A 15,299-nucleotide genomic window follows, 5' to 3' on the forward strand; every position below is an offset into this window, starting at 1 on the left:
GTCAGGGCTCAAGGGTCTCTTCGGCCTCGGTGAAGAACTGGTTGACCGCCTCGTCGACGGTGATCCGGCCGTACTGGAACTCCTCAGCGATCCGGATGAACGCCTGCTCCAGGGTGCCGGCACCCTTCGGCGGCGCGGGCGGCGCCTTGGTCAGCTGGTCCTTCAGCTCGTCCTCGTATGCGGCGACGGCGGCGAGTGGGCCTTCGAGCTGGGCTGCGGCGCGCTGCGCGTTGGTGGCCGGCAGTCCTCGGTTGGCACCGAAGATCCTGCCCACCTCCGGGTCGTTGACCATGAAGGAGATGAACTGGGCCGCCACCTCCGGGTGTTTCGACTTCGTCGAGACGCTGAGCAGCATGGCGGGCTTGAGGTACTGGCCCTGGCTGCCTGGGACGTCCGACGGGACCGGCCCCAGCTCGAGCTGCTCCTGCGTGCTGGCGGCGTACCGGGCCATGAAGTTGTCCCAGCTCAGGTCGCTGGCGATCAGGTCGAGCTCCAGCGCGTGCTGCGGCTTGATCTGAACCCCCTTCTCCACCGGCAGCACAACCTTGGCGTCGGCGAGCGCCTTGCCCTCGTTGAGGAACCTCGCCAGCCGGGCCTTGTCGAAGCCGAGCTTGCCGTCCTCGGTGTACAGCAGCCCGCCCTCCTGTCGCAGCTGCAGTTCCAGGTTGTAGTAGCTGCCGATGTAGTTGGCCCCGCCGAACACCTTGCCGCCGGTGGACTGGGTGATGTTGGCGAGCGCGGCTCGGTAGTCGTTCCAGGTCCAGCCGAGTTTCGGCTCCGGCACACCGGCCTGCTCGAACACCGCGGGGTTGTAGATGTACCCCCAGGTGTTGCCGCCCACCGGCACGCCGTACAGGCCGTCGCCGACCTCGCCGGCACCCTTGAGCCCGTCGAGGAGGTCGTCGAGCTTGAGCGCGTCGCCCTCCTGCTTCTTCAGGTCGTAGAGGGCGTTGCGGTCGGCGTACTCGCGCAGGTACGAGAAGTCCATCTGGAACACGTCGGGCGGGTTGTTGCCGGCGGTCTCCGTCGCGATCTTCTGCCAGTACGCCTCGTACTCCTGGAAGCTTGGCGTGATCTTGATGTTCGGGTTCCGGTCCTGGAACAGGTCGATCGCCTGCTGCATCAACTCGGCACGGTCGGCGTTGCCCCACCACGAGTACCGCAACGTGACGGAGTCCGACCCGGCGTCATCGCCCCCGCAACCAACCGCGCCCAGCGTGAGGGACGCGACAGCAGCGACAGCTATGAATCGTTTCAAAATTTGCATCGGATCCTCCATGTGCAGCATGCGGTGGCACCCGTCCCGGGCGACGCGGCGGCTCGCGCGGTGCTGATCGTCGGGTCGTAGGTGCGAGCATGAAGCGACGCACCCTCGGAAGGGCCAGTTTTCCCGCCGGACATTCGACTGTCAATTGATCTGCATCGAATCGTCGTCGGGGCCTGGCCTGCTGGCACCGGCCGAATCTGATCGGGGCGGGTGTGCGTCGTCGGAACCGCGCCAGCCCCGGCCAGCATTGGCCTCCGGCCGGTTGCACAGCGATCGAGCCACCCCCGCGACGGCTACCGCGTCGGATGACGTCGTCAACTGCCCGGGCGGCATGGCGCGGCCATCACCTCGGCCGCCGGACCCGGTGCCGATGAACGTGGGAAGGCTAGGCCCGTGGTGCTGCGGTCGACTCACGAATCCGCAGCGAGGGGCTGATGACGACCCGATGGGTGGGCCGGTCGGGATCGGCGAGCCGATCGGCGACGAGGCGTACCGCGGCGCGGCCGATGGAACGTCTCGGAGGGCGGACCGCCGTCAGCGGTGGGCTGAAGAGCCCCACGATCTCGTCGTCGTAGGCCACGATGGACAGATCGCCGGGTACGGTGACGTGCCGTTCCTCGCAGCGCTGCACCAGCGCGATGGCCTCCGCGTCGGCGTGCACCAGCAGCGCGGTGGTTGCGGTTTCCCGGCAGCGGTCGAGGACCTGGTCGAGGAGCGCGTCGCGGTCGGGTGAGCGGATGTCGGGTATCACCGCCTCGAGGGTGTCGTGAGGGTTCATGTCGCACTCGGCCGCCGCATCGAGCCAACCGCGGCGCACGTGTGGCCGGGTGGGGCTGTTGGCGTCGAGAACGAGGCCGACCCGGCGATGCCCGAGGGCGGTGAGATGTCGTACCGCCATGGCGGCGCCCAGTGCGTGGTCTGTCACCACCGACTCCATCACCGCGTGGTGTGCACCGACCGCGGCGGACCGTTCCAGCAGCACCACCGGAACGCCGATGTGGGCGAGCCAGTCGATGGTGCGTCCGGCGGTCGGAGTGTCCATGCGGGGAACGACGATCAGTGCATCGACGCCCATCCGGTCGACAAGGCGGGTCAGCTGCGGCTTGTCGTCCTCCGTGTCGTAGGACGAGCCACGCAGGACCACCCGCATGTCGAGTTCGCGAGCTGCCTCCTCGGCGCCGCGGGCCACGTCCGGCCAGTAGTAGTCGAGGGAGGGCACGAGCATGCCGAGGGTACGCCCGCTGAGGGAATCCAGCCCGGTGGCGGGCTCCTCCTCGGGTGTCTGCGGATCGCCCGGCTCGATCAGGGCCACTCCGCCGTGGACCCGCTGCACCAGGCCCTCAGCGGCCAACTGTGCCAGGTCACGGCGAATGGTGACCGGCGCGGCGCCGAGCCGCCGGGACAGGTCGGAGATGCGCATCCATCCGTCGCGTTGCAGTGCCTCGAGCAGGTGCTGGCGACGCGCGGCCTGCAATGGTCCCCGGTGGGCCGCTGGCGGGCTGACGGCGTTACCTCTCCTGGGCATTGGGCACCTCCGAGGAAGACACTTCACGGGTTGGGGACTCCTCGACGGTGAGGATGAACGTGCCGGTCGCCGTGGCCGCGCCGACGTCGATCTCCAGGCGGGTGAGTGTCCGTCCCCACACGCTGACGAGCATAGGATCATCAAGTGGTCGGGTGGTCGCGGTGCCGGGGGCGGACGCGGGATGCCAGGTCAGCGTCAGGTGGCCGGCGCCGTGACGTGCGCTGATGTCGGCCCGGCCCGCGCTGAGCCGCACGTCACCGGCAACGAGCAGGTGGACGCGGGCCGGCGCGGCGGAGTCGGTCGGAGCGAGGTCCCAGGCGTCGGTCACCACGATCCGCCCACTGTCGCGCTCCAGCCGTGCGTTGCGCCGCCAGTGGCGTACGTCAGTGCGCGGATAGGCGGCGGCGATGTCCAGGGACAACTCGGCCCTCGTCTCGTCGATGAGGGCCGCCACGTCGCGGGCGCGGTAGGCGTGGCCGGGGGCCTGAGCGGTACCTCGGATGTGGGGGACGTTGTGCCACGCGCTCTGCATCGTCCAGATGTCGTAGCGGGCGGGTCCGAAGGTTTGTGCGGTGTAGGTGGGGCGGCCGGCGTCGACGAGCACGGGTACGCCGTTGAGGGCGACCACGAACGCGCCGACGTCGTTGTGGTTGTGGTGTTCGCCGTTGTGCCCGCCCTTGATCGCCAGGGTCAGACCTGCTGGGCTGCCCTGGCGACGGCGGGCCAGCAGGACCTGGGTGGAGGGGAGCCACACGTCGCGTGGTAGCGGCGGTGTGCCGGGGGAGGCGTTGATCCATTCCTGGTGGCTCAGCGCACGCAGTAACCGGCCGAGCCCCTGATCCTCGTCGGCCACGGGCGCGTCGCGGTCGCGGTGGGCAGCGGCGTGTGCCAGCGCGTCCTGGTCGCCAACGCGTCGTGCGGCCCGGTAGAGGGCGTCCCAGGGTTGGCTTGCCGGTGGCCGCGCCACCCCGTCCGCGTGGTTGAGATACCAGGCGCCGCCGAGGTGCATGCGATGAGGGAAGGCGACGGTGTGCCGCAGGGCCTCGCCCGGCACGCCATCGAGCCTCCCGCCGGTGGCGTGAGCGAGGACGTCGAGTGCCTCGAGTGCCCGGCACGCGCCCTGCCACCAGTATCCGTAGCCCTCGTCGACGGCACCGTCGACCGGCAGAGAGGCCACGTACCGATCCAGGCCTTCGATGATCAGATCGACGATCGCCGCTCGGCGCGGTGGGTCGTCGACCAGGCGCAGCGCGGCGACGAGGACGTTGGCGTGGATCCACGCACTCCAGTTGTGTACGTCGCCGTCGAGGCCGAGCCAGTGCCAGTCGCGGCGCCGGGTGAACGGGGTCAGCACGCGTCTGTCGACCTCGTGCCGGATGCGCGGGCGCAGGCCCGGTGCGTGCTTGTCGAGTGGCCCGCCGAGCAGGTGGTCGATCCAGGCGAGCTGCGCGGCGACCTCGCCCGCGCCGAGGTCGAGGACCGGATCGGTCACGGTCGGCAGCACCGCGTCGTGGCGAGTGTGCGTGTCGTCGTGGGCGGGCCAACACCAGGAACTCTGCTCGCACAGCAACACGACGCCGTCGACCACCTCGTCCAGCCAGTCCGGGGCGAGCGTCGCGGCGGCGAGGACGCTGGCCCGGCTCAACCGCCGCTGCCGGGCGAAGACCAGCTGTTCGTAGATGTCCCGGTCGCCGTCGCGGAAGTATCTGGCGTAGTGACGAGCCAGCAACGAAGGCCAGGGCCGGCCCAGGTCCTCTTCCGCGTGGGTCCGCAGACGCCTCAGCGTGGGCACGTCCACATGCGACTCGGCCCAGACGGCACGCTCCTCTGCCGGCGGGACGGGCAGCGACTTTTCGGCCGGCTCAAGCACCTGCTCGAGCAGGGTAGCTCCGACACCCGGCCAGGCGGCGGCGAGAGGACCGGTGAAGCGGTCGTTGACGGGCATGGTTCCTCGGTGATCGGCAGAGCGGACGTGAACCATTGCGACCGTATCAGGCGCGATCCTGATCGATCAGCACTGGATCGGCGGCGATAGGTCCTAAAAGAGTAGTTCCATCCTCCGGAGTGGACTGTCATAAGCTCACTTTTCCACACCAACAACTCATATCGAGGTGTTGGCGTGCGCACGTTCTTGATCGAACGTGTCCGTCTGAGTTTGTTGATGGCATTGACTTGTTCGGTTGTGAGCGCTTTACTTCGGAAACCCAGCCGTCACCCTGCTGACACAGAGCTGGCGACATCTTCCGTTCGCCTACTTCCCCTGACGTGGGCCGATGCGACAGGACCGCCGATGATGTCCGGCACGCCGAACGATCTGGTTCCCACCACAACGGTCCCGCAGACCGCCGGGACATGGAGCCGTAGTGACTGGCTTGTCCTCGCCGACCGGCTGCTCGTCGCCGCTCGGGCGCACGCCTCACCGGGGCACGCCCTCATCACCTTTCCCGGCCCGCCCGGCGGGTACGGCAGAGCCGTCGACGGGTTTGAGGGGTTCGCCCGGACGTTCCTGCTGGCCGGTTTTCGGATAGCGGGTGCGCGGGGGAAGGGTGTCGACGAACTCCTCGACTGGTACGCGGCCGGGATCGCCGCCGGCACCGATCCAACCTCCGCTGATCGGTGGATCCGGCTGGACGAGCACCCTCAGGCGAAAGTGGAGGCCGCCTCGCTGGCCCTGATCCTCGACCTGACCCGGCCGTGGCTCTGGGACCGGTTGCCGGCCGACGTGCAGGAGCGCGTGGTGCGGTACCTCGCCCCGGCCGTCGGCGACGACACGTATCCGAGGATCAACTGGGTCTGGTTCCGGCTTCTCGTGCAGACGTTCCTGCGATCGGTGGGCGGGCCGTACTCGCTGGACGAGATGGCCGAGGACCTCGCCACCCACGACAGCTTCGCGCGTCCCGCCGGCTGGATGGCCGACGGCCCGGACCGCGCCTACGACCACTATGTCGGCTGGGCGCTGCACCTGTATCCCACGCTGTGGGCGAGGATGGCCGGCGCGGGCGACCTCGCCGCCGGCCGTCGGGACCGGGACCGGTCGCACCTCGACCGCTTCCTGCGCGACGCGGTCGCCCTGGTGGGCGCTGACGGGTCACCGCTCATCCAGGGGCGGAGCCTGATCTACCGGTTCGCCGCCGCGGCGCCGTTCTGGGTCGGCGCCATCGCCGGGGTACCGTCGATCAGCCTCGGGCAGCTGCGTCGGGCCGCCACGCAGACCGTACGCCACTTCGTCACTCACGGCGCTCCCGACTCGGATGACCTGCTCACCATCGGCTGGCATCGGCCCTGGCCACGGCTCGCCCAGCACTACTCCGGGCCCGGATCCCCCTACTGGGCCGGCAAGGGCCTGCTCGGTATAGCGCTGCCCGACGATCATCCGGTGTGGCTGACGCCGGAGCAGCCGCTGCCGATCGAGGAGCGCGACACCGTGCGGGCCGTACGCGCACCGGGTTGGTTGATCTCGGCCACCCGGTCCGACGGCATTGTGCGGGTGGTCAATCACGGCACCGACCACGCGGAGGAGGGCGCCAGCGTCGGCGACTCACCCCTGTACACCCGCCTCGGCTACTCGACCGCGACCAGCCCGGTGCTCGACGAGTGTGGCTGGCTGAACCCGCTCGACCAGTCTGTCACCCTGGTCGACAGCGAGGGTCGCGCCACTCACCGCGCCGGCATGCGGCTGCTGACACTGCGAGCTGGCGACGACGGCATCGGCGTGGCCGGATCGCGCACCCTCGCCCACTGGGTCGACCCGGACCCCGGCCAGCGCGACCATGGAAGCGGACGCGACGGCCACTCGTGGCCGGCCGGGCACCTCACCGTCTACTCGCTGGTCCGCGGCCCCTGGGAGCTGCGTCTGGCTCGCATTGAGGACCTCGCCGAGGGGATCGACGCGACAGGTCTGCGGCTGGTCGTCGGCGGCTGGGCGGTGCCGGACGGGGTGCCCTCCACAGGCTGCGGTGATGTGCTCAGCGTGACCGGAGCGGGCCTGACCAGCCGGCTGGAGAGTGTCCTCGGCACCGGTTCCCCCGGTACCACCTCAGTCCCCGACGGTGGGCCGTTGGGCGGCTCGCTGACCGTGCCGTGGCTCCGGTACCCCGCCCGAACCGGCACCTGGACCGCGTGCCTCGTCGAACTGTCCGGTGGTGAGGCGAGCGTAGAACGACAGGCCTGTCGGGCGGTCCTCGATGTCGCCGAGGCACACGTGACTGTCGACTGGCCGGACGGACTCAGCACCACGATCCGTCTCGACACGGAACCGACCGGGCCAACCGAATGACCGACCTGGCGCCAGCGTGGACCCACCCTCAGGGCCCCTGATCCGAAGGAGAAGGTATGAAACGCGCGATACCAGCCGTTGTCAGCACCGCGATGGCGCTGACGCTCGTCCTCGCCGGTTGCGGCGGCGAGGACGAGCCAGTCGACCCCAACGCCCCGGTAACGATCACTCTGGCGGGTTGGAGCCTGTCCTCCACGCCGGAGTTCAAGACACTCGCCGATGGGTTCAAGGCGACGCACTCCAACGTGACTGTCGAACTCAAGGAGTACGACGCCGCGAACTACGACACCCAGATGATCGCTGACCTCGCTGCTGGTACGGCGCCGGACGTGTACGTGTTGAAGAACCTGAAGAACTTCTACACCTACCAGAGTGGCGGTCAGCTTCTCGACGTGTCCGACGCCGGGTCCGCGCTCGGCGAGCTGCCCGCGCTGGCCTCATACCAGGTCGACGGCAAGATCTACGCGGTCCCGTACCGGCAGGACTCGTGGGTGCTGTACTACAACAAGGAACTGTTCGACAAGGCGAAGGTGGCCCATCCGACCGGGACCTGGACCTGGGACGAGTACGCCGCCGCGGCGAAGCAGCTCACCGCTGGGCTGAAGGCCGCCGGATCCAGCGCTACCGGTGCCTACCAGCACGTCTGGCAGTCGACAGTGCAGGGCTTCGCGCTCGCCCAGACACCCGGCGCCGATTTGCTCTCCGGCGATTTCGCTTACCTGAAGCCGTACTACCAGCGGTCGCTCGACCTGCAGGCTGCCGGCGCCCAGCCGACCTTCGGCACCGCGAACACCAACAAGCTCACCTACCAGGCGCAGTTCGGCAAGCAGCAGTCGGCGATGCTGCTCATGGGCACCTGGTATGTGGCCACCCTGCTCAACCAGCGCAAGAGTGGCGAAGCCGACACGTTCGATTGGGGCCTCGCCCCCGCACCGCAGTACGACAAGTCCACCGCGGGCACCTCCGCCACACCTGTGACCTTCGGTGATCCGACGGGCATGGGAATCAACCCGAAGATCAGCAAGTCGAAGGTCGCGGCGGCCCAGGCATTCCTCGCATACGTGGCCAGTGAGGACGCCGGCAAGGCGCTGGCGGGCATCGGCATCACTCCCGCCCGGGTCTCCGACCCGATCACCACGACGCTGTTCGCCCTCGACGGCGTGCCCAGCGACGACCTGTCGAAGTTCGCCTACGGCACGCACGAGATCCGTCCGGAGAACCCGGTTTCGAAGCACACGGCCGGCATGCAGAACGTGCTCAACGACCTGCACTCGGCGGTCATGTCCGACAGCAAGGGCCTGGACGAGACCATCGCGGAGGCGCAGACCCGCGCCAAGAACGAGGTTCTCAATCAGTGACCTCCTCCACCCACCCCCCGGCGGTCGGCCACGGCCGGCGCGCGGTGCCGGTTGAGAAAGGTCCGGCGACAGGTCGCCGTTGAGCGCGATCGGCGGGTCCGGCGTACGACGCGAGCCGGGCGCCGGGCCCGCCACCTGACCCGAAAACGCCTCCCCCGGAGAGTCCCCTGATGGCAGCAACACTGACGCAGCCGCGCCCCAGACGCAGCCGCCTGGTATGGCGCAACACCGTCGCGGGTTTGTCGTTCATTCTGCCGAACTTCGTCGGCTTCGCCCTGCTCACGCTGGTGCCGGTGGTGGCGCTGTTCTACCTGGCCTTCACCGACTGGAACGTGTTCGGGGCGGCCGAGTGGACCGGTAGCGCGAACTTCCGGCGGATGTGGGGGGACTCGAGTTTCTGGACCGCACTGCAGAACACCCTCTACTACTCGGTCCTGCACATTCCGCTGACCATGGCGGCGGCCCTCGGCCTGGCGCTGCTGCTCAACCGCAGGCTACGGGGTGTCGGGTTCTTCCGGACCGTCGCGTTCTTCCCCTACATCACCTCGATCGTGGCGATCGCGGTGGTGTGGAACCAGTTGTTCAGCCCGGAGTACGGGCCGGTCAACGCGTTCCTGCGGGCCATCGGCGTCGACAGCCCGCCCGGCTGGACGACATCCGCGGACTGGTCGATGCCGGCGGTCATCATCGTCGGAACCTGGCGGGAGATGGGCTACTACATGCTGCTGTTCCTGGCCGGCCTGCAGACCATCCCCGCCCAGTTGTACGAGGCCGCCAAGATCGACAGCGCGACCGCCTGGCAACGGTTCCGGCACGTCACGATCCCAGGGCTGAGGCACACCACGTTCTTCGTCGTCGTGATGCTGACCATCGGCAGCTTCAAGGTGTTCGACCTCATCCTCGTGATGACCGAGGGCGGTCCCGGCCAGTCCACGCTGGTGCTGTCGCAGTACATCTACCAGAAGGGCTTCGTCGAGAACCAGTTCGGTTACGCCTCGGCGGTATCCGTCGTGTTGTTCGCGATCTGCTTCGGGGTCACAGCCATCCAGTTCTGGATCAACAACCGGAGGGATGGCTGATGACCGCGACCCGCTTCACCACAACGCCCGTACCCGTCTCCATCACCGGGCCGGTCAACTCCGCACCCGGTCGCCGCGTCACCTCCTGCGGTTGGCGGGTGGCGGGATACCTCGGTTTCGTCCTCGCGGTGGCCGCGCTGCTGCTGCCGTTCTACTGGATGGTGATGTCTTCACTGAAGACCAACAGCGACGTGTTCACCATCCCGATCAAGTGGATCCCGGACACGCTGGTATGGCGAAACTACGTCGACATCTGGCAACGGTCAGACATGACGACGTGGCTGAAGAACACCCTGCTGCTGTCGGTCATCGTCACCATGCTCCAGGTGTTCACCGGCAGCTTCGCCGCGTACGGCTTCGCCCGGATCCGCTTCCCGGGCCGCAACCTGCTGTTCCTGGCCTACATCGGGACCATCGCCGTGCCGTGGCAGTCGTACATGATCCCGCAGTTCATCCTCATGTCCAAGCTGCACCTGTCCAACACGTTGTGGGCGATCGTGGCACTCCAGGCGTTCGGCGCCTTCGGCGTGTTTCTGATGAAGCAGTTCTACGAGACGATCCCCGAGGAACTCAGCGAGTCGGCCCGGGTGGACGGCCTCTCCGAGTTCGGCATCTACCGGCGGATCATGCTGCCGCTGTCCCGCCCGGCACTGGCGAGCCTGACGCTACTCACGTTCGTCACCACCTGGAACGACTACCTCGGCCCGCTGATCTACCTGCGAAGTCCCGAGCTACGCACCATCCAGCTGGGGCTGCGCACGTTCATCACCCAGTACAACGCCGAGTACGCGCTGATCATGACGGGCTCCGTGCTGTCCGTGCTGCCAGTGGCGGTCATCTTCCTGCTCGGACAGCGGCACTTCGTCGAAGGCATAGCCACCACCGGGCTGAAGGGCTGACCGATGCGGCACGACACCATCCAGGCCATCTTCGACGGGGTGTACACCGCACTGGTCACCAACATGCTGCTGGTGGCCGGCGGCCTTCCGCTGGTGCTGCTCGCGGTCACCACCGACAGCACCCGGGCCTGGCCGCTGTACGCGTTGGCGGCCCCGCTGTGTGCACCGGGGCTCTGCGGGATCTTCGCGGTGATGTCCGCCTACTCGGCCGGTCGGGCCGACGGCCCGCTGCGCATCTTCGGCCGTGCCTGGCGAGCCACCGCCTGGCCGGCGACGCTCTGGGCCGCCGCGGCGACCGCCGTCCTGGTCGTGCTCGGCGTGGACGCGTACGCCCTCTGGGGACACCGGGCCGGAGCGGTCGCGCTGCCGATTCTGGCCATGCTGGCCGTCCTCACCGTCGCCACCACACTGCTCGGACTGGTGGCCATCGCGGAACAGCCCGGCGCGCGGCTGCACCGGGTGGCGCGGGCCTGCCTCTATCTGGCGGTGCGCCGCTGGTACCTCACAGTTGCGTCGCTGCTGACGCTCGCCCTGTTGGCGCAGCTCGTCGCGCTGCGTCCGGCGATCGCCCTGGGCATCGCCGCCGCGCCGCTGCTGTACGTGATCTGGGCAAACAGTCGCTTCAGCCTACGCGTGGCACTCGATCCGCCGACCGAATCCCGAACCGCCTGATCGCCCGTCACCACAGTTCGACAACCCGGTCGGGCCGATGGTGATCCGACCGCAGACCCGAGGGAGAACAACCTTCATGACGGCAATCAGTGCCCGTCCCAGTCCTGACGCCGAGACGATCCCCACGGCCGTGTCCGCAGCGCTGCGCACCGTGGACGCGAACATCGACACCTTCGGCGACCGGTATCCGGCGGACACCACCGTCGACAACCGCTACCCGGTGCGCGCACCGGCCAGCGGGCAACCGGCGGGTGCCAACGTGGGTTGGACCACGAGCTTCTGGCCGGGCATGTTGTGGCTGGCGCACGATCTGACCGGAGCGGAACGCTACCGCCGTGCCGGCGTGTCACACGTGGACAGCTTCGTCGCCCGGGTGGTCAACCGGATCGACCTGGACACCCATGATCTGGGATTCCTCTACACCCTCGCCTGCGTCATCCCGGCGCGGCGTGTTGGTGACGCATCAGCCAGGCAGGCCGCCCTCGCGGCCGCCGACCACCTGATGACCCGCGTCCTGGAACCGGCCGGAATCATCCAGGCCTGGGGCGACCTGCGGGACCCACGCCAGCGTGGGCGAACCATCATCGACAGCCTGATGAACACGCCGCTGCTGTACTGGGCGAGTCACACCACCGGAGACGAACGCTACGCAACCGCCGCCCACCGGCACAGCAGCCAACTACGCCGACACATCCTGCGCGCGGACGGCACGACCTTCCACACCTTCTACTGGGACCCGGCCACCGGGGTGCCACTACGCGGAGAGACCGAACAGGGCCAGGCCGACGACTCCTGCTGGGCGCGGGGGCAGGCCTGGGGCATCTACGGTTTCAGCCTCAACCACCGCTACACACGGGATCCATCGCTGCTCGTGGCCGCCCAGATCTGCGCCGACCACTTCCTCGCCCGGCTGCCCGCCGACCAGGTGCCGTTCTGGGATCTGGAGTTCACCGACGGCAGCGACCAGGAGCGCGACAGTTCGGCGGCGGCCATCGCCGTCTGCGGCCTGATCGAGCTGGCCGACAACCTCACGGACACCGCGCGCGCCGACAGCTACCGCGAGGCGGCCGACCGGATCCTCCGCTCGCTCATCGACCACTACGCCGCCAGCCACCAGCCGACCTCGAACGCGCTGATCCTGCACGGCGTCTACGACAAGCCGAAAGGCATCGGCGTCGACGAGGGCAACCTGTGGGGCGACTACTTCTACCTCGAAGCCCTGGTTCGGGCGACCGATCCGGACTGGACCAGCCCCTGGTAGCCGCCGCCGGTGTCTACTGCCAGACCCCACCCGACAGAGAGGCCAACTCATGGACTACCGCTACCACTGCTATCTCCCGGCCGAGAACGGCCACAACAAGCTGCCCTTCAACCCGTGCGAGCTGCTGGACTTCACGCTGCTGAAGCTGGCGGCGGGCCAGAGCTGGGCCGGTGAGTCCGGTGATCGGGAGATCCTCGCGGTCGTCCTCGGCGGAACCGCGAGCTTCACCGTCGCCGGGCACCACTTCGCGCAGGTCGGCGAGCGGGCGGACGTCTTCTCCGGAAAACCCCACTCCGTCTTCATTCCCGCCGGCGCCGACGTCGCCGTCGTGGCGGACAGCGCGGTGGAGATCGCGCTCCCGAGCGCACCGAGCGACCTTGCCGTCGATCCGTACGTCATCGAACCGGCCCGGGTCGCGAGTGGCCGCTGGGGTGCCGCCAACTTCGGCCGGACGTATCACCAGATCCTCACCGAGATCGCGCAGCCGGATCTGCCGGCCGGCCGGCTCATCGTGGGGGAGACGTACACACCCTCCGGCAACTGGAGCACCTATCCGCCGCACCGGCACAAGGTCGACGACCTGCCGGCGGAGGCCGCCCACGAGGAGATGTACTACTTCCGGGTCAACCCGTCCGACGGGTTCGGCATCTGCCGGATGTACACCGACGACGGGTACGAGGAGAACTTCACCGTCCGCGACCACGGCATGCACATGATGCCGGAGGGCTACCACACGGTGGTGAGCGCACCCGGGTACACCACCTACTATCTGTGGTTCCTTGCCGGCTCCCAGCGCACCCAGGGCGCCCGGGAGGACACCGACCTCGCCTGGGTCGGCGGTACCGTGCCCACCCTGCGCAGCGTGGGGCTGTAGCCGTGATTCTGGACAGATTCCGGCTGGACGGGCGGGTTGCCCTGGTTACCGGCGGCAACCGGGGCATCGGCCGGGCACTCGCGATCGCCCTGGCCCAGGCGGGTGCCGACATCGCCCTGCTGGATCGTACCCACCCCACCGGGACGGTGGCCGACATCGAAGCGACGGGCCGGCGAGCCCTGGTGGTGCCTGGCGATTTGGCCGCTGCCGGACCGGACGAACTCGCCGACGCCGTGCACACGGTCGTCTCCGGCCTTGGTGGCGTGCACATCCTGGTGAACAACGCCGGCATCATCCGCCGCGCGGCCGCCGCAGCGCACCCGGCAGAGGACTGGGACGCCGTGCTGCGGGTCGACCTCGACGCGGTGTTCCACCTCAGTCAGGCGGCCGGGCGGGTGATGCTGGACCACGGCCACGGAAAGATCATCAACATCGCCTCCATGCTGTCCTACCAGGGCGGCATCCGGGTTCCGTCCTACACCGCGGCGAAGCACGCCGTGGTGGGTCTGACCAGGGCACTGGCAAACGAGTGGGCCGCCGGCGGGGTCAACGTCAACGCGATCGCGCCCGGCTACATCGCCACCGACAACACCTCGCCACTACGCGAGGACCCCGACCGGGAGCGCGCCATCCGGGAGCGGATTCCCGCCGGTCACTGGGGGGCAGCGGACGACCTGGCGGGCACCATCGTCTTCCTCGCCTCCGACGCCGCCCGCTACGTGCACGGCGTCGTCGTACCGGTGGACGGCGGCTGGCTCGCCCGCTAGAAACACCCCTGGCGTCCCTCTCGGGTGGACGGCGTAGCCGCCGGACGACGTGAACGGAGACGGGACGTGACATCAGCGAAACCGGCTTTCGTGGGTTCGTGACAGGCGTCGAGGCCGCCCGACCGCTGCCGGCGATCGCCGGGCGGCCTCAGGTGAGGCGGGCATGATGGAAGGGCGGCTGTTCGGTACGCAGCGGCAGGAGCGACTGCTCGCCGCACTTCGCGGGAACGGAGCCGTGCGGGTTCGCGATCTCGCCCGCGAGTTCGGCGTGAGTGAACTGACCATTCGTCGGGACATCGCCGCCCTGGCGCAGCGTGGCTTGGTGTCCAAGGTGCACGGTGGGGCGACCCTGCCCCTGCGGGGCGGTACGGACAAACAGCCGCGACGCACACCGATGCGGTTCACCATCGGCATGGTCGTACCATCGCTGGACTTCTACTGGCCGTCGATTGTGGGCGGGGCGCGAGCCGCCGCCGCCGCCCTCGGCGTCAACATCCAGTTGCGCGGCTCCAGTTACGACCCGAACGAGGACCGCCGCCAGATCGGCCTGCTGGTCGCCGCTCAAGAGGTCCAGGGTCTGCTCCTCGCTCCCAGCCTTGATGACGACCGCGCGGAGGACATGCTCGACTGGATCGGGCACCTACAGGTGCCGACGATTCTCGTCGAGCGCCAGCCGCGGCGATGGACGCCCCTCACCCGGCAGATCGAGTGGGTACGCAGCGACCACGCACTCGGCCTGGAGATCGCTATCCACCACCTGCGGCAACAGAGGCACCGCCGGGTGGGTCTCGTCGTGTCCCACGGCAGCCCGACCTCCGCCCACCTGCTGAGCGCCTGGCAGGCGGCGACCGCCGATCCCGCCGTGTCCGACCTGCTCGTGCTGCGAGAGCGGGTGACGCTCGGCACGAGCGACGACCGGGACGTCATCGGTCGGCTGGTTCGGCGGTGCCGGCACGCCGAGATCACCGCCCTGATCATCCACAGCGATTCGCACGCGATAGCTATTGCGCAGGTCTGCGCCGAGCACGGCCTCAGGATCCCCGACGACCTGGCGATCGTCTCCTACGACGACGAGCTTGCCCACCTCGCCGATCCGCCACTTACGGCCATCCGGCCACCGAAGAGTCACGTCGGCCGGCTCGCGGTGGAGTTGATGGTCTCGCGTCTGCTCGACGGCGAACGCCGCCCGGCATACCGGGTGCTTCTCGCCCCCGAGCTTGTCGTACGCGACTCGTCGTGGCCGCGGTCGCCGATTCGCTAGCGAGGACGACAACCCTGGTGACGTTCGTTTACGTATGTTCGTGAATGAATTGGTGCGATC

12 protein-coding genes are annotated in these 15,299 nt (G+C 68.6%); 9 read left to right on the forward strand and 3 right to left on the reverse strand.

Translation table 11 applies throughout. The annotated features are described in order from the left end of the window. Position 1 precedes the first annotated feature (1 nt). From O7605_RS21955 to O7605_RS21965, 3 genes are all read right to left on the reverse strand, one after another. A complete protein-coding gene (locus tag O7605_RS21955) occupies positions 2-1,165 on the reverse strand; it encodes an ABC transporter substrate-binding protein (protein ID WP_269740893.1) in 1,164 nt (387 codons plus the stop codon). A gap of 487 nt (positions 1,166-1,652) precedes the next feature. Beyond that, positions 1,653-2,792, reverse strand: a complete 1,140-nt coding sequence (locus O7605_RS21960) for a substrate-binding domain-containing protein (protein WP_269740894.1) — start codon at positions 2,790-2,792, stop codon at positions 1,653-1,655. Continuing rightward, positions 2,776-4,737 (reverse strand): heparinase II/III domain-containing protein, encoded by a 1,962-nt coding sequence (locus O7605_RS21965; RefSeq protein ID WP_269740895.1) that lies wholly within the window; start codon positions 4,735-4,737, stop codon positions 2,776-2,778. The genes O7605_RS21960 and O7605_RS21965 overlap by 17 nt, the downstream gene beginning before the upstream one ends. A gap of 345 nt (positions 4,738-5,082) precedes the next feature. Between O7605_RS21965 and O7605_RS21970 the strand changes: the two genes are divergently transcribed. From O7605_RS21970 to O7605_RS22010, 9 genes are all read left to right on the forward strand, one after another. Then, complete coding sequence (locus O7605_RS21970) at positions 5,083-7,068, forward strand: DUF2264 domain-containing protein (protein ID WP_269740896.1); 1,986 nt, start codon at positions 5,083-5,085, stop codon at positions 7,066-7,068. A gap of 56 nt (positions 7,069-7,124) precedes the next feature. After that, complete coding sequence (locus O7605_RS21975) at positions 7,125-8,426, forward strand: ABC transporter substrate-binding protein (RefSeq protein WP_269740897.1); 1,302 nt, start codon at positions 7,125-7,127, stop codon at positions 8,424-8,426. A 170-nt stretch (positions 8,427-8,596) separates the two neighbouring features. Next, positions 8,597-9,505: a carbohydrate ABC transporter permease gene (locus O7605_RS21980; RefSeq protein WP_269740898.1), complete on the forward strand. Its 909-nt coding sequence runs from the start codon at positions 8,597-8,599 to the stop codon at positions 9,503-9,505. Then, the gene (locus tag O7605_RS21985) at positions 9,505-10,404 is read left to right on the forward strand and encodes a carbohydrate ABC transporter permease (protein ID WP_269740899.1); all 900 of its coding nucleotides are present in this window, start codon (positions 9,505-9,507) and stop codon (positions 10,402-10,404) included. The genes O7605_RS21980 and O7605_RS21985 overlap by 1 nt, the downstream gene beginning before the upstream one ends. A gap of 3 nt (positions 10,405-10,407) precedes the next feature. Beyond that, on the forward strand, positions 10,408-11,076 hold the full coding sequence (locus O7605_RS21990; RefSeq protein ID WP_269740900.1) for a hypothetical protein: 669 nt from the start codon (positions 10,408-10,410) through the stop codon (positions 11,074-11,076). Between the two features lie 76 nt (positions 11,077-11,152). Next, complete coding sequence (locus O7605_RS21995) at positions 11,153-12,337, forward strand: glycoside hydrolase family 88 protein (protein WP_269740901.1); 1,185 nt, start codon at positions 11,153-11,155, stop codon at positions 12,335-12,337. 49 nt (positions 12,338-12,386) lie between these two features. Then, positions 12,387-13,211, forward strand: coding sequence for a 5-deoxy-glucuronate isomerase (gene iolB, locus O7605_RS22000; protein WP_269740902.1), 825 nt, complete (start codon positions 12,387-12,389; stop codon positions 13,209-13,211). A gap of 2 nt (positions 13,212-13,213) precedes the next feature. Continuing rightward, the gene (locus O7605_RS22005; protein WP_269740903.1) at positions 13,214-13,978 is read left to right on the forward strand and encodes an SDR family oxidoreductase; all 765 of its coding nucleotides are present in this window, start codon (positions 13,214-13,216) and stop codon (positions 13,976-13,978) included. Between the two features lie 163 nt (positions 13,979-14,141). Next, positions 14,142-15,239, forward strand: a complete 1,098-nt coding sequence (locus tag O7605_RS22010) for a LacI family DNA-binding transcriptional regulator (RefSeq protein WP_269740904.1) — start codon at positions 14,142-14,144, stop codon at positions 15,237-15,239. Positions 15,240-15,299: the final 60 nt, after the last annotated feature.

Source organism: Verrucosispora sp. WMMA2121, from assembly GCF_027460185.1.
In the GTDB taxonomy this organism is placed as follows: Bacteria; Actinomycetota; Actinomycetes; order Mycobacteriales; family Micromonosporaceae; genus Micromonospora; species Micromonospora palythoicola.

Bases quoted from the DNA above. Each gene is read 5' to 3' on its own strand.
- O7605_RS21960 (WP_269740894.1), bottom strand. From the start codon at position 2,792: ATGCCCAGGAGAGGTAACGCCGTCAGCCCGCCAGCGGCCCACCGGGGA.
- O7605_RS21965 (WP_269740895.1), bottom strand. From the start codon at position 4,737: ATGCCCGTCAACGACCGCTTCACCGGTCCTCTCGCCGCCGCCTGGCCG.
- O7605_RS21970 (WP_269740896.1), top strand. From the start codon at position 5,083: ATGATGTCCGGCACGCCGAACGATCTGGTTCCCACCACAACGGTCCCG.
- O7605_RS21975 (WP_269740897.1), top strand. From the start codon at position 7,125: ATGAAACGCGCGATACCAGCCGTTGTCAGCACCGCGATGGCGCTGACG.
- O7605_RS21980 (WP_269740898.1), top strand. From the start codon at position 8,597: ATGGCAGCAACACTGACGCAGCCGCGCCCCAGACGCAGCCGCCTGGTA.
- O7605_RS21985 (WP_269740899.1), top strand. From the start codon at position 9,505: ATGACCGCGACCCGCTTCACCACAACGCCCGTACCCGTCTCCATCACC.
- O7605_RS21990 (WP_269740900.1), top strand. From the start codon at position 10,408: ATGCGGCACGACACCATCCAGGCCATCTTCGACGGGGTGTACACCGCA.
- O7605_RS21995 (WP_269740901.1), top strand. From the start codon at position 11,153: ATGACGGCAATCAGTGCCCGTCCCAGTCCTGACGCCGAGACGATCCCC.
- iolB (WP_269740902.1), top strand. From the start codon at position 12,387: ATGGACTACCGCTACCACTGCTATCTCCCGGCCGAGAACGGCCACAAC.
- O7605_RS22010 (WP_269740904.1), top strand. From the start codon at position 14,142: ATGATGGAAGGGCGGCTGTTCGGTACGCAGCGGCAGGAGCGACTGCTC.